The organism is Acinetobacter sp. B-6 (assembly GCF_056930735.1).
Window position 1 is genome coordinate 64,007 of sequence record NZ_JBXPBY010000002.1, and the last position, 21,883, is coordinate 85,889.

General features: G+C 37.7%; 24 protein-coding genes. 12 read left to right on the plus strand and 12 right to left on the minus strand.

Annotation, left to right across the window (positions count from 1 at the left end):
- Nucleotides 1-46: 46 nt before the first annotated feature.
- From AC1Z3T_RS03035 to ureE, 5 genes are all read right to left on the minus strand, one after another.
- Entirely contained in the window at nucleotides 47-916 is an 870-nt protein-coding gene (locus AC1Z3T_RS03035; RefSeq protein WP_100886293.1) for an urease accessory protein UreD, read from the minus strand.
- Between the two features lie 50 nt (nucleotides 917-966).
- Nucleotides 967-1,533 carry a HupE/UreJ family protein gene (locus AC1Z3T_RS03040; protein ID WP_100885278.1) on the minus strand — a complete coding sequence of 189 codons (567 nt, stop codon included), beginning with the start codon at nucleotides 1,531-1,533 and terminating at the stop codon, nucleotides 967-969.
- A gap of 51 nt (nucleotides 1,534-1,584) precedes the next feature.
- On the minus strand, nucleotides 1,585-2,199 hold the full coding sequence (gene ureG / locus AC1Z3T_RS03045; RefSeq protein ID WP_004830680.1) for an urease accessory protein UreG: 615 nt from the start codon (nucleotides 2,197-2,199) through the stop codon (nucleotides 1,585-1,587).
- 67 nt (nucleotides 2,200-2,266) lie between these two features.
- Complete coding sequence (locus AC1Z3T_RS03050) at nucleotides 2,267-2,932, minus strand: urease accessory protein UreF (protein ID WP_100885279.1); 666 nt, start codon at nucleotides 2,930-2,932, stop codon at nucleotides 2,267-2,269.
- Nucleotides 2,919-3,401, minus strand: a complete 483-nt coding sequence (gene ureE, locus AC1Z3T_RS03055; protein WP_100885280.1) for an urease accessory protein UreE — start codon at nucleotides 3,399-3,401, stop codon at nucleotides 2,919-2,921. Before ureE ends, AC1Z3T_RS03050 begins: the two co-directional genes overlap by 14 nt.
- A 365-nt stretch (nucleotides 3,402-3,766) precedes the next feature.
- On the opposite strand from ureE, the gene AC1Z3T_RS03060 reads away from it, so the two are divergent.
- On the plus strand, nucleotides 3,767-4,228 hold the full coding sequence (locus tag AC1Z3T_RS03060) for a universal stress protein (RefSeq protein WP_100885281.1): 462 nt from the start codon (nucleotides 3,767-3,769) through the stop codon (nucleotides 4,226-4,228).
- Nucleotides 4,229-4,261: 33 nt separating this feature from the next.
- Nucleotides 4,262-4,705 (plus strand): universal stress protein, encoded by a 444-nt coding sequence (locus AC1Z3T_RS03065; RefSeq protein ID WP_004830674.1) that lies wholly within the window; start codon nucleotides 4,262-4,264, stop codon nucleotides 4,703-4,705.
- Between the two features lie 65 nt (nucleotides 4,706-4,770).
- On the opposite strand, the gene AC1Z3T_RS03070 is transcribed toward AC1Z3T_RS03065, so the two are convergent.
- Nucleotides 4,771-5,004, minus strand: a complete 234-nt coding sequence (locus AC1Z3T_RS03070) for a hypothetical protein (RefSeq protein ID WP_004830673.1) — start codon at nucleotides 5,002-5,004, stop codon at nucleotides 4,771-4,773.
- Between the two features lie 387 nt (nucleotides 5,005-5,391).
- Between AC1Z3T_RS03070 and AC1Z3T_RS03075 the strand changes: the two genes are divergently transcribed.
- Nucleotides 5,392-5,871, plus strand: coding sequence for a CinA family protein (locus tag AC1Z3T_RS03075; RefSeq protein WP_004830672.1), 480 nt, complete (start codon nucleotides 5,392-5,394; stop codon nucleotides 5,869-5,871).
- A 130-nt stretch (nucleotides 5,872-6,001) separates the two neighbouring features.
- Nucleotides 6,002-6,475 carry a hypothetical protein gene (locus AC1Z3T_RS03080; protein ID WP_005031671.1) on the plus strand — a complete coding sequence of 158 codons (474 nt, stop codon included), beginning with the start codon at nucleotides 6,002-6,004 and terminating at the stop codon, nucleotides 6,473-6,475.
- 143 nt (nucleotides 6,476-6,618) lie between these two features.
- On the opposite strand, the gene aroC is transcribed toward AC1Z3T_RS03080, so the two are convergent.
- The 3 genes from aroC to AC1Z3T_RS03095 all read right to left on the minus strand — a co-directional run bounded on the left by aroC (nucleotide 6,619) and on the right by AC1Z3T_RS03095 (nucleotide 9,234).
- Nucleotides 6,619-7,713 carry a chorismate synthase gene (gene aroC, locus AC1Z3T_RS03085; RefSeq protein WP_483396459.1) on the minus strand — a complete coding sequence of 365 codons (1,095 nt, stop codon included), beginning with the start codon at nucleotides 7,711-7,713 and terminating at the stop codon, nucleotides 6,619-6,621.
- Nucleotides 7,714-7,725: 12 nt separating this feature from the next.
- The gene (prmB, locus tag AC1Z3T_RS03090) at nucleotides 7,726-8,736 is read right to left on the minus strand and encodes a 50S ribosomal protein L3 N(5)-glutamine methyltransferase (RefSeq protein ID WP_004830669.1); all 1,011 of its coding nucleotides are present in this window, start codon (nucleotides 8,734-8,736) and stop codon (nucleotides 7,726-7,728) included.
- A gap of 114 nt (nucleotides 8,737-8,850) precedes the next feature.
- Nucleotides 8,851-9,234, minus strand: a complete 384-nt coding sequence (locus AC1Z3T_RS03095) for a lysozyme inhibitor LprI family protein (protein ID WP_100885283.1) — start codon at nucleotides 9,232-9,234, stop codon at nucleotides 8,851-8,853.
- A gap of 211 nt (nucleotides 9,235-9,445) precedes the next feature.
- Here AC1Z3T_RS03095 and AC1Z3T_RS03100 point away from each other — a divergent pair, with 211 nt between their 5' ends.
- From AC1Z3T_RS03100 to gcvH, 8 genes are all read left to right on the plus strand, one after another.
- Nucleotides 9,446-9,751: a hypothetical protein gene (locus AC1Z3T_RS03100; RefSeq protein WP_034708648.1), complete on the plus strand. Its 306-nt coding sequence runs from the start codon at nucleotides 9,446-9,448 to the stop codon at nucleotides 9,749-9,751.
- Nucleotides 9,752-9,897: 146 nt separating this feature from the next.
- Entirely contained in the window at nucleotides 9,898-11,271 is a 1,374-nt protein-coding gene (locus AC1Z3T_RS03105) for an ABC1 kinase family protein (RefSeq protein WP_100885284.1), read from the plus strand.
- 247 nt (nucleotides 11,272-11,518) lie between these two features.
- Nucleotides 11,519-12,805 (plus strand): acyl-CoA dehydrogenase family protein, encoded by a 1,287-nt coding sequence (locus tag AC1Z3T_RS03110; protein ID WP_171266155.1) that lies wholly within the window; start codon nucleotides 11,519-11,521, stop codon nucleotides 12,803-12,805.
- A 23-nt stretch (nucleotides 12,806-12,828) separates the two neighbouring features.
- Nucleotides 12,829-14,028 (plus strand): acyl-CoA dehydrogenase family protein, encoded by a 1,200-nt coding sequence (locus AC1Z3T_RS03115; RefSeq protein ID WP_005031685.1) that lies wholly within the window; start codon nucleotides 12,829-12,831, stop codon nucleotides 14,026-14,028.
- 116 nt (nucleotides 14,029-14,144) lie between these two features.
- On the plus strand, nucleotides 14,145-14,642 hold the full coding sequence (locus AC1Z3T_RS03120; RefSeq protein ID WP_004830662.1) for a GNAT family N-acetyltransferase: 498 nt from the start codon (nucleotides 14,145-14,147) through the stop codon (nucleotides 14,640-14,642).
- 234 nt (nucleotides 14,643-14,876) lie between these two features.
- Nucleotides 14,877-15,326 carry a MaoC family dehydratase gene (locus tag AC1Z3T_RS03125; RefSeq protein ID WP_004830661.1) on the plus strand — a complete coding sequence of 150 codons (450 nt, stop codon included), beginning with the start codon at nucleotides 14,877-14,879 and terminating at the stop codon, nucleotides 15,324-15,326.
- Between the two features lie 93 nt (nucleotides 15,327-15,419).
- The gene (locus AC1Z3T_RS03130) at nucleotides 15,420-16,451 is read left to right on the plus strand and encodes an AraC family transcriptional regulator (protein WP_004830660.1); all 1,032 of its coding nucleotides are present in this window, start codon (nucleotides 15,420-15,422) and stop codon (nucleotides 16,449-16,451) included.
- A gap of 117 nt (nucleotides 16,452-16,568) precedes the next feature.
- Nucleotides 16,569-16,943, plus strand: coding sequence for a glycine cleavage system protein GcvH (gene gcvH / locus AC1Z3T_RS03135; RefSeq protein WP_100885286.1), 375 nt, complete (start codon nucleotides 16,569-16,571; stop codon nucleotides 16,941-16,943).
- Between the two features lie 89 nt (nucleotides 16,944-17,032).
- Here gcvH and AC1Z3T_RS03140 read toward each other — a convergent pair whose 3' ends face one another.
- From AC1Z3T_RS03140 to AC1Z3T_RS03150, 3 genes are all read right to left on the minus strand, one after another.
- Nucleotides 17,033-18,088, minus strand: a complete 1,056-nt coding sequence (locus AC1Z3T_RS03140; protein WP_151713188.1) for a 3-deoxy-7-phosphoheptulonate synthase — start codon at nucleotides 18,086-18,088, stop codon at nucleotides 17,033-17,035.
- Nucleotides 18,089-18,546: 458 nt separating this feature from the next.
- Complete coding sequence (locus AC1Z3T_RS03145; RefSeq protein WP_100885288.1) at nucleotides 18,547-20,688, minus strand: sensor domain-containing protein; 2,142 nt, start codon at nucleotides 20,686-20,688, stop codon at nucleotides 18,547-18,549.
- Between the two features lie 326 nt (nucleotides 20,689-21,014).
- Complete coding sequence (locus AC1Z3T_RS03150; protein WP_100885289.1) at nucleotides 21,015-21,881, minus strand: MBL fold metallo-hydrolase; 867 nt, start codon at nucleotides 21,879-21,881, stop codon at nucleotides 21,015-21,017.
- Between the last annotated feature and the right edge of the window lie 2 nt (nucleotides 21,882-21,883).

Sequence of the window (21,883 nt, forward strand, 5' to 3'; positions counted from 1 at the left end):
AGACTGGCATAAAATTCTTTTTCCTATTTCTATTTTTCCATGAATTTTACGTTCGCCAAATTCTTGGAAATTCTTCATCTAAATCAAACCAAAAGCGTCTCAATTTGGCACGAATTGCAGCAAAAGCATCATGACAATGTCGAACATCATCACCGAGATAACGAGCACAGACCACATCACCCAGTAAGGTTAAAGTGACGGGCAGATTCATTCTCATGATCAATTCTCGGATTAAGTCGATATGTTGCTCTAAGAAAAAACTCGAACGAAACTTTTCAGGGGCTACCGCCCAAAAACTCCCCATCACCGCATGATGATTCATTCCTAGACAAGAACTTAACCAACGATCATTGCCTTTAAAATGCAATGTATCTGCGACCAATAATTGTTCATTGCGTTTCAGTTGAAATTGATTTTTATAAGCGCCTGTTTGAAATTTTTCTTCACGTGCCTGTCGCCCAATCACCAACATATCCCAACCAATGAAACTCGCCCGTGAATCAAGTTGAATAATGGTTTCTGAGCGCGCATTCGCACCATCAAACAACATGGTTTCTTGTGGCAACCATTCAAAAACTGCATCATTTTCTACATGGATAAAAATATGTTGGAATGCCTGTTTGGCATTGGTTCGGTACCATTTTCCTGCGCCCGGCGTAGTGACCAATGCATGTGCGGAAGCACCCACATGAATATCAAAGGTTAAATGATCTCCGCCTGCAATACCCGCAGGCGGATGAACAATAATGGCATGACAAATTCCTGTTCTTTCTGGCCAAAGCATTTTTTGAACACGTACAGGACCATAGTGCTTGCGATGACTTAGTACAGTTCGATCAGCCTGTACCTTAAAGCCCAATTCTAATTTGGCATACCACAAAGAATCATGGCATGTTTGGGTAATTAAATTTGTCATGACCATTTATACATTTTATACATCAAAGGCTTTTAAAGGTTTATTGAACATCAAGCCAATCCAATCACAGCGACTAATGCTGCCAATGTGCCAATGATCTGCTTGCCATAAGGCACATATTTTTTAATCAATGCACCAATGCCTAATCCACCTGCATAAATCAGTGCCATTGCTGTGACCATACCCAAAACTAAAAGACTGGCATGACCAGATTGACCTAATTCTGTGCCATGTGCGACTCCGTGAAAACTTGCCAATAACACAGCTGCAATCGGCAAGGCTTGATTGGATTTGCTCCACAGCGCGATCGCCAATAAAACCAAAGAAGCGATAATGCCATATTCAGCAACTGATGACGGAATTAGATCTTGACTGCCAATCATAAAGCCTCCGACCATTGCGATGGCAAGACCAATCAAACCAAATAATTTCCAACGCTGGTTCGCTGTCCACATCAACACGCCAAAAGCGATTGCCATCATCAAATGATCCAAACCTGTAAATGGGTGAATAAAACCAGCCCAAAAGCCTGTGTGATGATCATGCCCAGGATGAGCCAAAGCCAAAACAGGGATATATGCGATCAGTGTAATCAAACTTTTCTGAATTAAACGCATGTTAATTCTCCTTCAATTTTTATTAACTTTTTACAATATTTAATCTATGAATTAAGCTTTAAATAAGCCCTGTTTTTCAATAAACTCAATGATTTGATTTAAGCCATCTTGCGTTTTCATATTCGAAAATAAGAATGGTTTTTCACCCCGCATACGCTTTGCATCTTGATCCATGACGTCAAGATTCGCCCCAACCATCGGTGCTAAATCTGTTTTATTAATAATCAATAAGTCTGATTTGGTTATTCCTGGTCCGCCTTTGCGCGGAATTTTCTCACCGCCTGCAACATCAATTACATACAAGGTTAAATCTGATAATTCTGGGCTAAATGTAGCTGCTAAATTATCACCACCACTTTCAATAATAATCAGCTCCAGCCCATCAAACTTTTCACATAGATCATCGATTGCCGCAAGATTAATGGAAGCATCTTCACGGATTGCAGTATGTGGGCAGCCCCCAGTTTCAACACCTACGATTCGGTCAGGCGACATGGCTTCATGACGTGTTAAAAAGTTGGAGTCTTCTTTGGTGTAAATATCATTGGTCACCACAGCCATATTGTATTTGTTACGCAATGCTAAACAGAGATTTAAAGTTAAGGCTGTTTTTCCCGAGCCAACAGGTCCACCAATTCCGACACGCAAAGGGCTACGTTCTGTCATGATTTTTTCCTTTTTTTGTGCATGATACTGAGTCATCAAAAAGATACTTTAATCAGTATGTGTTTAACTATGATCTAAATAATCGTGAATATTGCGTTTCATGCGACATACTTAACATCGCATAGTTAGGTAAAGCACTGCTCAATTCATCATCTTCAAGTTGTAATGCTCGTTCTATTGCTTGAGGAATTAAACTGTGTAGATGCCATAAAATTCTTTGCCCACTCATTTGTCCAAGTGGAACAGTCTTTACCGTTGCAAGAACTTGGTTTTCTAAAACAGTGAATGTGTAAGCGGTCAGTACATCATGCAAATTCAGTTTTAGACTGCCACATAAATGTGCATAGACAGGGACAAAACCAAATTGCTTTTTCACTTCAACTTTTTGCAAAAGCACATCTCGAATCCATGCATTTAAAGAAAATGCCAATTGCTGTGATTCAGCCAACAATTCTTTAGATTCACGGCTGGCTCGATAAAAATTTGCCCAGACTAGAAAATGTTCATCATTCGAATAGTGTTGCATCAAGCGTTTTAAAATTGGCAATTCAAAACGCACCAACAACATCTCTAACACTTCATTAAAATAACCAATACTTGAAGCCTCATCATGAATTAAGCCTTGTTCAATTGCACTTTCTACACCTTGCGAATAGCAATAGGTACCAATAGGCAAAGCTGTAGATGACAGCGTGAGTAAGCTGAGTAATTGCGTTGCATTAGTGATGGACATGGTGCAAAGCCTTAATTGGGCTTAAACGATGATCATGCTGATGTTGTGCATAAGCCCCACTTTCAGGCTCAAACGGATGTTCAACTTCATTCACTGTTAGCCCAAGCCCTAAAATCATCTCAGCAAGCACATGATCTGGTTCGAAATAAAGTGCCGTTGGAGTCAGCATCAAAGGCACATGGCGATTGCCTAAATGATAAGCAGCTTTTAATAAATCAAAACTATTTGACGCAATGACTTGCATCAACTTTTCAGGTTTTGCATCTATTCTCAGCACTTCTCCTTGTTCAGTTGCGATATAAGACCCACTGCGCAAAATACCTGTTCTTGGTAAATCTGCACCAATATCGTGCCCATTATCTAAAGTTGCACGAAAACGGCTCTTTTGCCGAGTATCAAAAGTGAGCGCTACACTTTCTGCAGTTTTATCTGGGTGTATGCTTTCTAAACGTTTTGTATAAATTTTCATGCTCGTCCACTTTGATTAGACATCACATTTAAAATGTTCCAAATTGATGCCAAAAATTTATTCATTCATATTGCTTTGCATTAAATTAATGCATTTATCATGCCAATTTTTGTTTTGTATAGATCAATGACAGCATATTTAAAACTTTAACGATAAAATGAAATTCATATTTTTTATAAAATTATCCAGTATTTTGAAATGAAAAGTTAAGATTACAAAATAAAACCATAAAAAAAATATGTGTATTTCACAAAATATTGAAATAACAGATATTTAATCAAATTTAAATGCAATTATCGAATTGCGACAATGGCTACAATGTGTTATCAATGAATCAAGAATCAGATAAAAAGGAGACACTTATAATGGCTTATCAACATATCCTTCTTGCTGTAGATGACTCTCCTATTTCTTATGCTGCGGTTGAACATGCTGAGAAACTTGCACTTGCTTTTAACTGTAAAATTACCGTAACCAGCGTGATTGCTGTCGACCCATTTAAGGGAGTCGACTTCTATAAAGTTGCGCCTGCGGTGACTCAATATTTACTCGAAGCTGAGAAAAATGCGCTTGCACGTTTAAAAGATATTCAAGAAACATTACTGCACCATGGCGTGAGTGCTGTAGATACCAAAATTGTTCGTGAAGTTCCTCCAGCAACTGGTATTTTGAACGCTGCTGATGAATTGAATGTAGATCTTATTGTTATGGGATCACACGGGCGTACAGGTTTCAAAAAATTCTTTTTAGGTAGCGTTGCTCAGGAAGTTTTATCGATTTGTCCACTGCCTGTACTGATTATTAAATCGACACTCAGTGAAGATTAGTATTTTCAAGCTCAATAATTAAAAGGTGAAATTATGTCTTATCAAAATATTCTTGTTCCAGTTGACGGTTCAGACATTTCTTTCTCAGCAATCAAGCATGCTGCATCTATTGCCAAAGCATTTGGCAGTAAACTTACTGCGATCAGTGTTGTTGCAGATGATCCATTTGCAGCAGCGGACTTCTATTATTCTCCTGATATGCTGAAAGAATATATTCAAGAAGCAATCAAAAATGCTGAGGAAGCTTTAAGCAAAGCGAGACAGTTGGCAGAACAACAAGGTGCACAAATCGAAACTCAAGTGGTGAGAAATTCGGTGTCTGCAGAAACGTTCATTAAGACAGCGGAGTCTTTGAACACTGATCTTATTGTTATGGGATCACATGGACGAAAAGGCTTTCAAAAGTTTTTATTGGGAAGCTTCGCTCAAGACGTACTTGGACAAACTCAGTTGCCAGTGTTAATCATTAAACAATAAATTTAATTTGTTCAATATTAAAGCCCACGATATCGTGGGCTTTAATAATTAAAACGAATAGAAAATTATGTGATTGCAATCACTTTGACTAAAATGGTTTGCGACTCTTCGAAATCATCAAAAATTTGTTTTCGATTTAGCTCTTTTGACTTGACCTTGAATTCGTGATTTTGATAATGAATTACATCGGGTATTTGATCAAAATAATCACCTTCAGCTTCAATACTTTCTTCAAATAGAGGTGTGCCAAGCTGATATTCTCTGCTCTTTAAGACAACATATTTAACTGTTGTTTTCATTATTCACACTCCTTTTTCATATGCACTTTATTTTTATTTATATCACTTTTTTAGCTGTTTGAAAGATAAAATTTGATAATATTGAATAGTAATTCTCCAAATGGCATAAAAAGGAAAACCCACTGATTAAAAGTGGGTCGGCTGTAGATACAGACGTTTACGCTAATTATATTTTTAACTGATTTTGTAATTATCTTTTGTTTTTATTTTGTCTGAGTAAAGTATCGCAAAGAAATATGACAGTGTTATTTCAAAATCACGGAGGCTCATTCAGACTGATTATTTTTTACTCACAATAGTACACTATTCAGTAGGTTGATAAATTTTGCTATTATTTCAGCATTCAACTGATTGAATACAATATAATTCATCAAGAGTTCAGAACCAATGTCTTTAGTACAGTGTTGTAACCTTCTCGAACAAAAAGGTTTAAAAGTCGCCTTTATTGAAAGTGCCAGTTCTGGCTATTTGTGTAGTCAATTTTCAATTTATAAACATAGTGGTGCTGATATTTTATTAGGTGGATTAGTCAGCTATGATCCGTCTATTAAAGTTTCTGTGCTGAAAATCGCTCCTTCTCTTATCGAACAGTATACAGCTGAATCAGCTCAAGTGACTGAAGCAATGGCTGTACATGGAATGCAACTGTTTCCTTCGGCAGATATCATGGTGAGTTGTACTGGTTTGCTTAAACCAGGTGGTAGTGCAACAGATGAAAAACCGGAAGGTACATTTTTTATTAGTATCCTTTATCAGCAACGAAAATACAGTTACCAATATTTCATCGATGCAACACCTATTGCTCGCTTGGAGCAACTAACCGCAAATGTTGCCAGAGAAATTTTGAATATTTTAACAACTGATTAACATAACTGCTTCAAATATAGGCGCTGTACAATTTACTGAAATATTTTAATTCACTTTTTTACTAAAAAGCGGTAAATTTTATATACATTATGAACAATCAATAACACGAATGAACTTATTAGGAAGCGTTATGAAACTTCAATTTGCTTTAATTTCTTCTTTAGCATGCTTAACTTTGGCAGGTTGTGCTGGTTCTTATCCAGAAAGAGTCGTGACCAAAGGACCTTTAATCTGTGAAGCAAATGAAGTTTGCCCTGAGCTTTCGATGCGTTGGAAAGATGAAATCCGTGATGGTTTTAAGATTACTGCAGAAATCGATAATCCAACCAAATATGATATTACTCAGTTCGTTTTCCTTGTTGATGGTCAACCTTATACATACTCAACCATCAATAGCACACAATACGCAGGTACAGTATCATCAAACTCAATCAATGTTCCAGTAAGTTTCCTAAACTCGTTCCGTAACGGTAAAGAAATTTCGCTTAAACTGGTTACTAATCAAGGTGATGTAGAACGTTCAATTTTAAAAGCTGATGGACAACAGTCTTCTGCTTATTTGACTTTCTTAAAAGGTTATACAGGTCAGATCGTTGAAAAATAATTAAATTTTCAATGCGTTGAATAAAAAAACCAGACATCAAGTCTGGTTTTTTATGTATAGAAGTTACCATTTTTATGCAACTTCTCATACTTTTCAAAATCATAAGGGATATTTTTAATTAAAAATACCCCCGAATATTGAAATCATTTAGGCTCAATTGGCGTAAAAGGAGCAACGACATCCGCATTCTGTGCGCGATGACGCATAAAGTGATCCATCAACACAATTGCCAACATTGCTTCAGCAATAGGCGTTGCACGTACCCCAACACAAGGATCATGGCGACCTTTGGTTAATACATCCGTGTCTTCACGATTCAAATTAATGGTTTTACCGGGAGTCGTAATACTTGCAGTAGGTTTGAGTGCAATCGCGACACGAATAGTCTGACCAGAAGAAATTCCGCCCAATATGCCGCCTGCATGATTGGCAAGAAAGCCATCTGTGGTCAACTCATCACGCGTTTCATGACCAAACTGTTCTGCAACAGCAAAACCATCACCAATTTCTACGCCTTTGACGGCATTGATTGACATCATCGCATGTGCAATATCTGCATCCAAACGATCAAATACAGGTTCGCCCCAACCTACAGGCACTTTTTCAGCCAGAATCTCAAGTTTTGCCCCACAACTTGTGCCTTGTTCTCTTAAAGAAGTCACTAAGGCTTCAAAACGAGGTACTGCATTGATGTCACCACAAAAGAAAGGGTTATTAGGTACTTCATTCCAATCCAATGTTTCTGTTTTTTCAGTGCCGATCTGCGTCACATGCCCACGAATCACTATACCAAACTTTTCAGTAAGGAATTTTTTAGCGATTGCACCTGCTGCAACACGCATTGCTGTTTCACGTGCGCTTGAGCGACCACCACCTCGATAATCACGGAAACCATACTTTTGGGTATAGGTATAATCTGCATGCCCTGGGCGGAATGTTTGTGCTATATTGCCATAATCTTTGGATTTTTGATCTGTATTGCGAATCAATAAGCCAATTGACGTACCTGTCGTTTTACCTTCAAAAACACCTGAAATGATTTCTACTTCATCTGGTTCTTTACGTTGTGTAGAAAACTTGGAAGTCCCTGGTTTACGTCGATCCAGATCAATTTGTAAATCTTCGGCAGATAATTCCAATCCGGGCGGTACGCCATCCACAATTGCCATCAATCCTACGCCATGAGATTCACCACAAGTCGTTACACGGAAGAGCTGTCCAATACTATTACCTGCCATGCTTACAACTCCTTATGCTTGAATCGATTGAATAAATAAATCACGGAAAGTGCGGCATTGCTGAGCAGTAAGCGCAAATATGCCTGAACCACCTTTTTGGAACTGTAACCAGTAAAAATCAATCGTATTAAAATTCTGTTTCATTGCCCATTCAGAATTACCCACCTCAATGACAATCAAACCATCTTCAGTCAAGTAATCTGCCGCTTGAGCCAACATTTTACGGACTAAGTCCAAACCATCCTGACCAGCTGCCAACGCCAATTCTGGCTCATGATGGAATTCTTCTGGTAAATCAGCCATATCTTCAGCATCCACATATGGTGGATTAGAAACGATTAAATCATATTGATTTTCAGCAGGAATTTTTGCAAACAAATCTGATTCAAGTAATGCAACTTGATACTGCTTGTTATGATGTTCGGTATTGATAGAAGCAACTTCTAAAGCCTCTTTAGAAATATCAGTGGCATCAACCTCTGAATCTGGGAATGCATATGCCAATGCAATCGCGATACAGCCCGAACCTGTGCACATATCTAAAATGCGTTGAGGCGTTTTTGGATTTGGATTTTCTGGCAAATTATTTTTAGCTTCAAGAAGCTGTCCATTTTCATCCAAACAATAGGGTGCAAAACGATTTTCAATCAATTCAGCAATCGGTGAACGTGGAATCAATACACGTTCATCGACATAAAAAGGTTTACCAAAGAAATAAGACAAGTTTAATAAATAAGAGGTCGGAATTTTTTCATTGATACGACGTTCTAATAAATTAAGAAATTCAGCTTTTTCACTTGGCAACAATTTTGAATCTAAAATTTCAGCATCAGCATTCCACTCTAGAGATAGTGTTTGTAAGACCAGTGCAGAGCTTTCAGCAAAATAATCTTCTGTACCTTGACCTAAATGTGCATCGTATTGACGTAAAGCTGTAACCCCAAAACGAATAAAATCACGAATTGTTGAAAGGTTTTCAGCAGCTTCCTGTAAATGTTCAGGGCTAATAGTCGGTCGATCCACTTAGGGTTTCTCCAAGGTCATAATTTCAAACGCCTTATGATACCTTGTTTTCAACCAGATTTATAATCCTTTACTACAATTTACTTGCCAATTATTTATCCACTTTGTCAAAATTTACAGGCGATAAGTGAGTTTTTCTAGACTATTCGCGCGGTTTACAGTTTGTTTCAGGGCGCAATTGTAATATTTCATTTTATAATCGTCTGAAACAGATTTTTGAGCTTTATTACACTGTTGACTACGTTGTTTTAACCATTGTTTTTGATATTTTTTTTGCGCTTTCTTTTCTTTATCCGAATACAGATCAAGGGTCTGTTTAAAAAGTGATTTTAAACGATCATCTTGTTTGCTAAATTCACTTTGCATACAATTTGCTAGGCTTGCGGAATGTGTACCAGCAGCATTCATACAACTTAAATACTCTGTAGTATAACCTATTGCCTGTGCCTGAATCGGCAAAGCCAAAACCAATCCCAATGCCCAATATTTTAAATACATCAAATTCCCCATAAACAAGTTATTCTAATTTAAGTGCTTAAAATAGCAGTTTAAAAGATTTCAAATAAAATACAATCTCCTCATGTTTGTCTAGATTTTCAGTATTGAAATCGTTAAGCAATCGACTGGAAGTAAGGCTTCGCTTGAAATTGTATGGATTCGCCTTTATATATAGAAATGCCCTCAAATTTATTCTGAATTTAGTTAATTTATGAGTTACAAACACAACAATCTCATGGCCATGCGGCAATCTTGGTGGAATGATGAATCTACAGCAACTGTAAAAGCTGAAAAGCAATTTTTTCAACAAACACTCAGTGAAAAAGGTGTTTATGAAACCCCTTCACTTGAAGATGTAAAATATTTTTTCTTTAGTCTGCCGAGTATCATTATTGTCAAAGGTTATGCACTTGGATTTACAAGCCAACCAGTTAAAGACATGATTAGTCAACATATTGAAGTCAATCGACTAAGCTTATCTGCTCGGAATGAGATTAAAATTCAGTTCAGAATGTAATCATTTATTTTGCTGACGGTCTGTTGAATCAATTTAATTCCCCCATTCAGCGAATTGAACTATTTAAATACAGCCATTCCATGTAATATTCCTTACACTTAGTTCTTATTTATCTTTTCGAATCGCTTATAAAGGATTTTATCTTCATGTCAGATCAGAACGAAAAGCTCAAACAGTTAAAAACCTCGTCAATGGATCGCCGTTTATCAATTGCAAAAGCATCCTTATTGGCTGGTACACGCTGGGCAGCTTCAAGTGCGAGTTCAATCTTTTCAAGTGAAGAAGAAAAAGAGAAAAAACGTAAACAAGCGATGAAAGAACAAGCCAATTATCTGGTTCAGGAAATTGGCAAGTTAAAAGGCTCGATCGTCAAAATTGGTCAAATGATGGCACTCTATGGCGAACACTTTTTACCTGAAGAAATTACTCAAGCGCTCAATACATTAAACAATCAAACCGTTGCACTTGCTTGGCCAGCAATTAAACAACAATTGGTCAGCCAGTTAGGCTCCAAACTGAATGATTTAACCATCGACCACGAACCCATCGGCACAGCTTCCCTTGCCCAAGTTCACCGTGCAACGCGTAAATCTGATGGTTTAGAACTGGTTTTAAAAATTCAATATCCGGGCGTTGCAGATGCCATCGACTCTGACATGAGCCTATTTAAAAATATGCTCAAGTTAACGCGTATGGTTCCGCAAACACGTGAATTTGATCAATGGTTTGATGAAGTTCGCGAAATGATGCATCGCGAAGTAAATTATGAGGTCGAAGCGGCAACAACTCGACGTTTTGCACAACGACTCAAAGAAGATCCTCGCTATGGCGTTCCACAAATTATAGATGATTATTGTACCAATCAAGTGTTGTGTATGACATTTGAACGTGGTGTGCCGATTAACAGCCCAGTTATGCTGTCATTACCTCAAGAAAGACGTAATCTTTTGGGTGAAGCTTCACTCGAAATTGCAGTGCGTGAACTCTTTGAATGGGGTGAAATGCAGACAGACCCGAACTTTGGTAATTATTTGGTTCGTTTAGGCAATGGAGAAGACATCAAAGATAAAATCATCTTGTTAGATTTTGGCGCGATTCGTCAGTTTGATAACCAACTTCTTAAAGTTGCCTGTAATTTGATTAAAGCAGGTTATCACCATGATGCTGAAGCGATGGTCAATGCAATGTCTGGCTATGAGTTTTTTGATGCGATGCCGCTCAGTATTAAACCCGATATGGCAAAAGTTTTCTTATTGGCAACAGAAGCATTCAGCACACCACTAAATAACCCTGATCTACCTGCTGGTGTAATGGACCAAAATAATCGCTATGACTGGAAAAAAAGTCAGTTACACAGTCGTGTGATGCAGCGTGCTTCCAAATCAATGGCATCACGTTATTTCAGTATACCGCCGAAAGAGTTTATGTTTATCAGCCGTAAATTTATTGGTGCCTATACCTTTATGACTGTAATTGAAGCCAAAACCAATGTACGTAAAATGATTACTCCGTTTCTTTAGGTCAATCTTAAAGTTCTTTAAAGTGACTTTGCAAAAATGTCACTTTTACCAATACCCAACATTTGTTGGGTATTTTTATTTATAAATATTTCAATAAATACATAGTATTAAAATCGGTTTATTCCAAAAGTTAACCATTCATCTAAGGTCAATCAGTTTGTCATCTATGACATAGTTTTTTCTTTTTTTGCATGTCAGGATGATCGCATACCACCACTAGAATACAGGGTATTTCGGAATGACCAATATGGTAAATAAAGCTCAGGGGTTGGGCTTAAATCTAATTACAAAAATTGCAGGCAGCGATTTACTTGATCAATTTAAATTGCGCAAATTTATTGAAAGATCACTTTATCAAGGATCAAAAGCAGGTTTTAAAACGCTCAGTGCCACGCAAAAAGCCTTTAAATCAGATACAAATGTGTCTAAACAAAGACTACCCAACCAACAAAAATCGCTTTTTGATCTAAGCTTGACTGAAGAACAGCAAATGACTGTTGATGCAATGGATCAATTTGCCGCAGAAGTACTTTATCCATTGGCGCATCAAGCCGACCATCATGAAAAATTTCCTGTAGAACTCTGGCAGCACAGCATCGACTTAGGTTTGAATTACTATGCGTTGCCTGAAGCCTTAGGTGGAGTTGCTTCTGAGAAGAATATTGTCAGTAATATTTTGATTGCCGAGCGCTTAGCAAAAGGTGACTTTTCTCTTGCAGCGGGATTGCTCTCAACATTTAGTGTGATTAATGCAATTACGCAATGGGGTTCTGAGAAATCACAATCGCTTTATTTACCTAGTTTTGCCAATGATACTGAAATTCAAGCCACTTTTGCGGTACAAGAAGCAACCCCTGCCTTTAATCCAATGCGTTTAAAAACCAAAGCAACATCACAAAATGGTCAGTTTAGCTTAACGGGTGAAAAAACGTTGGTTTTGCTTGGTGAAACGGCTGATCTAATATTGGTTAGTGCTGAGTTTAATGGCAAACCTGATGTGTTTATTGTCAATCGTGACTCCAGTATTACGGTGAGAAAAACACCGGCAATGGGTCTAAAAGCGACGGAAACAGTGACCCTCAAGTTTGATCAAACGCCTGCACAACGATTGGGTGACGAGGACTTTAACTACCCTGCCTTTTTAGATTTAGGTAATTTAATGTGGTGTGCGCTGGCTGTAGGAACTTGTGAAGCAGTCAAAGAATACAGTATCAAATATGCCAATGAACGCACTGCATTTGGTGAACCTATTTCACATCGTCAAAGTGTAGCTTTTATGATTGCCGATATGGCAATAGAAATTGATGCAATGCGTATGCTGATCCTCAACGCTGCAAGTTTGGCAGAATCAGGGCAACCTTTCCATCGTGAAGCATATTTAGCACGCTTACTTTGTGCTGAAAAGTCGATGAAAATCGCCACAGATGGCGTACAAATTTTAGGTGGACATGGTTTTACCAAAGAGCATCCTGCTGAACGTTGGTACCGTGATCTGCGTGCTACAGCTGTTTTACATTCTGGTTTACATGCTTAAAACGAATAAAAAGGATATTACTCATGAATTTACAAAATCCCAAAAAATTCAAAATGCTTTTAGACCAAGCACATGAAACAGCTGTTAATGTATTACGTCCAATTTCACGTAAATACGATAAAGCAGAACATGCCTACCCAAAAGAGTTGGATATGCTTGCCTCTTTACTCGATGGTATGAACGATGGTGGTGATGGCTTAAATGCTGGTGCTGCAATCAACAAACGTGGTGACCATGATAACAGCAATAAAAATGGGACCAATATGTCAACCGCCTTAGGCATTATCGAAATGTGCTATGGCGATACTGGTTTACTTCTGTCTATGCCACGTCAAGGTTTAGGAAACTCTGCGATTGCTGCGGTTGCCAATGATGAACAGCTAGAACGATTTAAAGGTACATGGGCAGCAATGGCGATTACTGAACCGGGATGTGGTTCTGACTCCGCTGCTATTCGTACCACGGCAACACAAGACGGTGACGAATATATTCTCAATGGCGAGAAAATCTTTGTAACTTCAGGTGAGCGTGCAGATTCTGTGGTGGTCTGGGCAACATTAGATAAAAAATTGGGTCGAGCTGCGATCAAATCTTTTGTTGTACCTAAAGGTACACCAGGCATGAAAGTTGAACGCTTAGAACATAAACTCGGAATTAAAGCATCAGATACGGCTGCAATCAGCTTTATAGATTGTCGAGTACCTGCCGCGAATTTACTTGGCAATGCTGAAATTGATGTCGCAAAAGGCTTTGCAGGGGTAATGGAAACCTTTGATAATACTCGCCCTCTGGTTGCAGCAATGGCTGTAGGTTGTGCCAAAGCATCTTTAGAGCGAATCAAGGAAATTTTTAAAGATGAACTTGATGCTGACTATGCCACTCCATATTTACAGAGCTCCAATTTAGCAGCGCAAATTTATCGGATGGAAGCGGAATGGGAAGCTGCTCGTTTACTCACCATTAAAGCCACTTGGATGGCTGATAATAAAAAACCCAACTCGCGCGAAGCCTCAATTGCCAAAGCCAAAGCTGGACGTATTGGCAATGAAATTACATTGAAATGCGTCGAACTCGCCGCAAGTGTGGGCTATAACGAAGATGAATTGCTTGAGAAATGGGCGCGTGACTCAAAAATTCTCGACATTTTTGAAGGTACACAACAAATTCAACAGTTGATTATTGCCCGTCGTGAATTAGGAAAATCATCCAGTGAACTGAAATAGTTTCAAATGGTTGATCAAACCTCAACTGCTATAGTTTTGATCAATTAAATTATCAACTGATCACAAAAGGTAGAATTTTTGCTATAAAAATTCTACCTTTTTATTTTCATATTCTTATGTATCAAATTCGAACTATACACATACAAGATAATGCTGCGATTGCACAAGTCATTCGGGAGGTATCTAAAGAATTTGGTCTTGCACCTGAGTCTGGCTTTGCTGTTGCCGATCCTATTCTGGATGATTTATATCAAGTATACGCACAAGACAATGCACAATATTGGGTGATTGAGGATGGCAATGGTCGAATCGTTGGCGGTGGCGGTATTTCACCATTACAGGGCGATTCCTCTATTTTAGAAATTCAAAAAATGTATTTTTTACCCGAACTTCGTGGTCTGGGATTTGCAAAAAAGATCCTTGAACAATGTTTTGAGTTTGCCCAACATCATGGTTTTCAAGCCTGTTATTTAGAAACCACTAAAAACCTGTGGCAAGCGGTAAAACTCTATGAAAAATTAGGCTTTGAACATTTGCCCGCGCCTAAAGGCAACACAGGTCATAGTCATGCTTGTGAAGTTTGGATGCTTAAAACATTTGGACCTAGCACTTAATTCACTTTAGTCGTATTTTCATTGCTTTAAAGTCATTGGACAATGCGAAGATTAGAATCGTTTAAAAACTGAAATGTATTTTTTAATGCGACTTAAAAAAATGAATCCTTGGCAAAACAGTCATTGAAATTGCTTAACGGTAATTTACAATGAAAATGTTTAGATAATTTAATTTTTATACTTAGAAATTCATGATTTATAAGTATCTTGTGAAATTAAGGGAATGTATAAACAATGTTGTATTTGGAAGATTTAAACGTAGGTGATCATTTTAAAAGTCGTGAATACGAAATGACTTTGGATGAAGTTTTAGAATTTGCACATAAGTATGATCCGCAAGTGTTCCATACCGATGCAGAAAAAGCCAAAGATCATCCAATTTTTAAAGGATTAGCAGCAAGTGGCTGGCATACATCGGCGGTCACCATGCGACTCTGGACTGAATGCTTCCCTGTTGCATATGGACTGATCGGTTCAGAGTCCAGCTTACGATGGCCCAGACCTACACGAGTTGGCGATCGAATTCATGTCGATGTTGAAATTGTTTCGATTACCCCTTCTAAAACTAAAAATGATCGTGCTATTGTGACCTATATCACACAAGCTAAAAACCAAAATGATGATGTATTACTTATTTCAACCACCAAAATCGTGGTATTTAAACGTAATTTTGATGCGCATTAATCCTCAATTTGTCTTACAATATTTAAGGGTTTTTCCATATCATGACAATATGATGAAACAAGTAAAAGCAATGTTCAGAGCAATGGAAAGCACATGAAAACAGTCTCAGCTCGCCAAGATCAGGGAATTCCTGGTGTTTATGGACTATTATTATTAGATATCGTTTCGCGTTGGGGATATAGTGCGGAAACATTATTTGCACCGTTTAACTTTACCAGTGAACAGCTCGCAGAACCAGAATGTCGAATACCTACACCACTTGCCAATGAGCTCATTAAACATGCGCTGAAACTGACAGGCGAAAGCACATTAGGCTTTCACCTCGGAACACAGATGCGTATTTCAATTCATGGCTTTATTGGCTATGCCATCATGACTGCCAATGACATTACTGATGCATTGGTACTGGCAAACCGATTTATTCAATTGCGTATGCCCTTTTTGCAATTGTACTTCTCTACATTCGGTGAAAAAGCCACTTTACAGTTGCAATGTGATATTGAAATCGAACCTTTGCGTACTGAAATTGTGATGGGTCTGACTTTTGGTATTATGACCATGGCAAAGGCATTGACTGGAATTAATGACCTGCATGGTGATATTGATTTTGACTTTCCAAAGCCAGAAGGTTTTGACAAATACATTGAAAAACTGTCAAAGCAATATACTATGCGTTTCGAACAGCCACACTTAATTGCTAGTTTTGACAAAGCTTATTTGGGTTTAAAGATGGTCAATGCCGACCCAATTGCCAGTCAAATTGCGATTAACCAATGTGAAGCAGAACTTTCCGCTTTAGGCGAAAGACGCCGTTTAGCAATGCGTGTGCGTGATATTTTAACTCATTCAGAACAGCATTATCTCAGTATCGAAAATGTTGCAGATCGCCTACATATGTCCGATCGTACCTTAAAACGTCAATTGGCAGCTGAAGGAACTTCTTTTTCAACATTGGTTGACGAAGTTCGTTACCGTCACGCAACTTCGTTACTTTCACGTACCGACTATACCCTTGAGCAAATTGCTGATGAACTTGGCTATAGTGATGTGGCAAATTTTAGTCGTGCATTTAAACGTTGGAGTGGACGCAGTCCTAGCAGTTGGCGTAAAGATCCTTACTTATAATATGCTTTGCACTGATTATTGATTTATATGAATAAGTTTATCAGTATCTCTGCTTTTTGTTTTGTTTGAAAAAGCGGTATAACTCGTGGCAAAAATAAATGGATTAATGGAGTCATTATGAATCATCCTTCTGATTTGAAGTATGCAGCAACACATGAATGGGTAAAAATTGAGGGTGATCTTGTGATTACCGGTATTTCAGATCATGCTCAAGATGCTTTGGGTGACCTTGTTTATGTTGAAGCTCCAGAAGTAGGTAACCGTGTAACTGCTGGCGCTCAGGCAGGTGTTGTTGAATCAGTGAAAACTGCTTCTGATATTCATGCTCCTGTCTCTGGTGAAGTGGTCGAAGTAAATACCGCGCTTGAAGATGATCCAGATTTTGTCAATGATGACCCATATGGCAAAGGTTGGATTTATAAGATTAAACCAGACAATATCGCTGATGTTGATAAGTTACTCAGTAACACTGAATATGAAGCTGGGCTTTAATTTTCAGATTTTAACCGTAGTAATAAAAAGACCAGAATGTTCTGGTCTTTTTAATTTCATATCGAAAATTAGTACAGTTCTACAACTCATTAAGCCGAACACGCTAAAGTCTTTTCAGAAAGCTGTTCAGCAACTTCTAAAAGCAACTGCTCAGTTTTGCTCCAACCTAAACAGCCATCCGTAACAGATTGACCATAGGTCATATCACAAGAAATTTTTTGATTGCCATCAACCAAATGACTTTCCAGCATCACACCACGAACATGAGTTAAATGTCTTTCTTCAATAATTTGCTGTAAAACCAACGGTTGCTTTAAAGGATCTTTACTGCTGTTACCATGACTACAGTCAATCACCAGCGCAGGCAATTTTCCTTGATGTTGATGGCGAATCTGTTGAATCGATGCTGCATCATAATTGGTTCCTTTGTTAGAACCACGCAAGATGATATGCGCCAAAGGATTGCCCTGACTATGTACAATACACGGTGTACCTTTTTGACTCATGGCAAGGAATTGATGAGCATGGCCTGCAGATTGGATTGCATCTAAAGCAATTTGAATCGAACCATCTGTACCATTTTTGAAGCCGATACTGAAAGGCATGTGACTTGAAATTTCACGGTGAATTTGTGACTCACTGGTACGAGCACCAATCGCACCCCAAGCCAACAAATCATCAAAATAAGCTGTTGCCATCGGACTTAAAATTTCGCTGGCAATCGGTAAACCTTTTTCAATAATTTGCAAATAAAGTTGGCGTGACTTCTCTAAACCCAATTGCATATTGGCAGACCCGTCTAAATTTGGGTCGTATAAAAAACCTTTCCAGCCCACTGTTGTACGTGGCTTTTCAATATATGCACGCATCACTAAAAAAATATGATCTGAAACTTTTTCTTGGAGTTGAATTAAACGATCTGCATATTCAAGTGCAGACTTTTCATCATGAATTGAGCATGGACCTGTGATCACAAGTAAACGATGATCTAAACCATTGAGAATGTTTTGAATTGTTTGACGTTGTTCAGCAACTTGAAAAGCAAGTTTATGTTGTAATGGGAATTTTTCTTTTAACTCATAAGGCAAAGCTAACTGAGTTTCTATCGTTTGATTTTGTTGTAAAGCGATATTTAGAGCATTCATAATGTATTCCTTTGGACTCTCACTCAGTCCTAACTTTTATTTGAGCGTATGGGATCTATTCAAATGGGCAATCAAATTGTTCATTTGACCAAAGTAAAACCAATAAAAGTTGCTAAAATATACAGCGTTAAATTTCATCATGACATTCTCCAAAACTTTAAATTCAATCTATTTTAAAAGGTTAATATATAGGCATAAAAAAACCTGATCAGGGTTGCCGATCAGGTATTAACTTTGATGGGCAACCATTTCAGTGCCCGAACGACTTCAGGCAACTATCTAAAGAATTGCCAAAAATAATAAGAAGTAGCGATTACAGGTTGCTTTAACATCTTTATGTCGTTCATAAAAATCTATCTTGAATTCACAATACTCGCTGTGCCATGACTTTTCAAGCTCTTTTTAAAAATATTTTGATTTTATATAAATACGCTGAATAAACTGAATTAATTATGCATTTAATGATACATGTCCGGCGAAACGAGAATCTGTTTACCTAACATTTTTTGTACTTGATCTGCGTTGATCGCTTGGCTAAATAAGAAACCTTGACCGAATTTGCATCCTATCGCGATTAAACTGTCCAATTGTTGTGTGGTTTCAATTCCTTCAGCGACAATATCTAAAGATAAAATTGGACCAAGCTTGGCAATTCCTTCGACGATCGCTTTGATCGAATCTTCCTCATGCATACGGTTGACAAAATTATAGTCGATCTTGAGGCTATCTACTGGATAATCTCGGATATGTGACATTGAGGAATGCCCTGTCCCAAAATCATCTAAAGCAATACGAACCCCTGCATGTTTAAGTTTTTTTAATGCCCGAACCACATATTCATAACCACGATCTGCAAGTACATGCTCCGTTATTTCAATTTCAATCAAATGTGCCGGAATTGCATAGTTCGTCAGTCGTTTTAATAAAGTTTCGGCATAATTATCTCGCATAAACTCTACAGGTGATGCATTAATCGAAATCGGAACAACCTTTAAATCCAGATTCATCCAATGCGACATATCGGTAAAAATACGATCATGCATAATTTCACTGATTTTGGTGGCCAATTCAAAATCATTAAACGCCTCTGCTACGGTAGAGGGGAAATAGACCTCTCCTTCTACATCTCGCCACCGCAATAATGCTTCAAAGCCAATAATTGAACAATCATCCAGTTTTACTTTAGGCTGGTAAAATGCCTCAACCTGATTACTTCGTATCATGTATCGTGCAGTATGTAATTGTTTAGCTTTACGTTGTGCAGTCTCCAACATATCAGCCCCAAACATACGCACACCACCACGCCCACGCTCTTTTAAGTCATTCAATGCTGTATCGGCACATTTTAAAAGACCAGATCCATCTTTAGCATCATCAGGGTAGATTGCTCCACCAATACTCATTCCGCCGTTTAATAACTTACCAGTATAAGTAATTGGCGCTTCTAATTGTTTTAATAATTTTTTTGAGACTGTTTCAATTTGCTGATTGTTTTCTACATTTTCAACCACTACAGCAAACTCATCTCCACCTAGTCTCGCAATATAGGCATGTTCATCAAGACAATTGGCTAGTCGTTTCGATAAAACTTTGAGTAAATGATCCCCTGCTGAATGCCCTAAAGTATCATTAATGTGTTTAAAATGATCGAGGTCAAGTAACAATAATCCAATTTTGCCACGGGAATCTCGGGCTTTACTGATCGAAGATTTTAGCCTTTTTTTGAATACACGACGGTTCATCAAACTCGTCATTTCATCAAATTCACTGTTTAATCGTAGCTTTTCTTCAGCAATGCGTTGTTTCGTAATATCTCTTGATACACACAAAATACTGGTCGTTTGCCCTTGTGCATTGACAATAGGCGTCAATATATTGTCCCAATACATGGTGACATTATTAAAAATACTCTTTCCAGCAAATCGGGCATTTTTTCCTTTAGCCGCTTCTTTGATTGCTTTTTTACCTTGCTCACGCACTTCAGGGGGCAACAATCCCAACCATTCCATACCAAAACTTGTGACTTTTTCTTGTCCGAGTAGTGCGAGACTGCCCGATTTATTCATGTGTAAAACATAACCATCTGGGCTAATGATTTTGATACAGTCAACACTCGCATCGAGCATGTCAGTATTGGCTTTTAATAATTGTTGAGTTTCCTGTAATTTTGAAAGGCGTTCATGAATATTGCTACATGTGATTGTCCAATCAAAATATTGCTTTTGATATAACGCACTTTGTGCGTTCAATAAAAACCATTGATATTTACCATCATGGCGTCGGATACGGCATTCTTGTTCAAAACGTTGACCTGTTTTGTATGCTTTCATCCAAATGTTTTGCATCAGCGCTCTATCTTCTGGATGTAAAAACTCCATCCATTGATGAGCGTCAATCTCATTATGATCAATTCCGAAATATTGTTTTAAAGCAGTATTACAATAGCCTTCACCAAATTTAGTCATCCAAATTAAATGTGGAACTTGGTCTAAGGCAAACTTAACTTCATTTGAAATTTGCACACACTGCGGCTTTATAGAATTCCGAGACGAACCCACCTGATTTATATTTCGATCATAAGGTAAATGTGCGCCAGCCATAGATTAATCCTATAATATCAGTGCAAATTCAATATAAACTCTTTTTCTAGATGATATATTTTAGCCACATGTTTATTTTGCAATCATTAACAGAAATGTTAACCCTTTCATTTATCAGAAAATAAATTGAATCAAGTCACATTTATAATAAAAGAGTGCAAAATTATAGACAAATTTATCAATAAAATCTATGTTTAAATTATTGTCTACTATTTTTCTAATTTATCTTCATCAGATTAACACTGACATGTTTATTCACAATAATCAATTGAAGTTTGTCGGATAATATTTGGGACAATTGACTATTGTTTAAAATCACTTTTTTATTATTTAAAATAATTTAGCGGCAACTTCAAGTATCGAACCCCGTTACTTTCAGCTTCAGGAAATTTCCCTGCATCCATATTGATTTGGATCGCAGGAAGAATCAATTTAGGCATGGATAAGCTAGCATCACGCTGTTCACGCATATGAATAAATGCCAGTTTTGTGACACCACTATGGATATGAATATTTTCTTGGCGTTGAGTTTTAAGATCCGTTTGGCAAGCATAGTCTGTACGTGACTCAGAAAGATAGTCATGGCATAAAAAAATGCGAGTATCATCAACTAATTTAAAAATCTGCATGACAGAATCATAAAGTTGTGCCGCACTACCTTTTGGAAAGTCACAACGAGCAGTACCATAATCTGGCATAAACAATGTATCACCAACAAATGCCGCATCTCCGATCACATAGGTTAAACATGCAGGAGTATGACCAGGTGTCGGAATATTATAAGCCTCTAATTGACCTATTTTAAAAACTTCATGATCTTTAAATAAATGATCAAATGACTGATGAGCGTTTAATGCCTTTATATCGAGATGATAAATTTGGCTAAAAGTATCCTGTACGATAGCAATCTTTTCACTCATTGCAATTCGTCCACCAAGCTTTTGCTTTAAGTATTGTGAAGCCGTTAAATGATCAGCATGTACATGTGTTTCCAAAATCCACTCAACACAAAGTTGGTGTTGTTGAATATATTCAATGATTTGATCTGCATGCGTGGTGCTAGTGGTCGCTGATGCTGCATCATAATCCAATACACTGTCAATAATTGCACAACATTTGCTTATTGGATCAGTCACAACGTAACTGAACGTATTGCTGTTTTCATCAAAAAAATCTTGAACAATTGGATTCATCA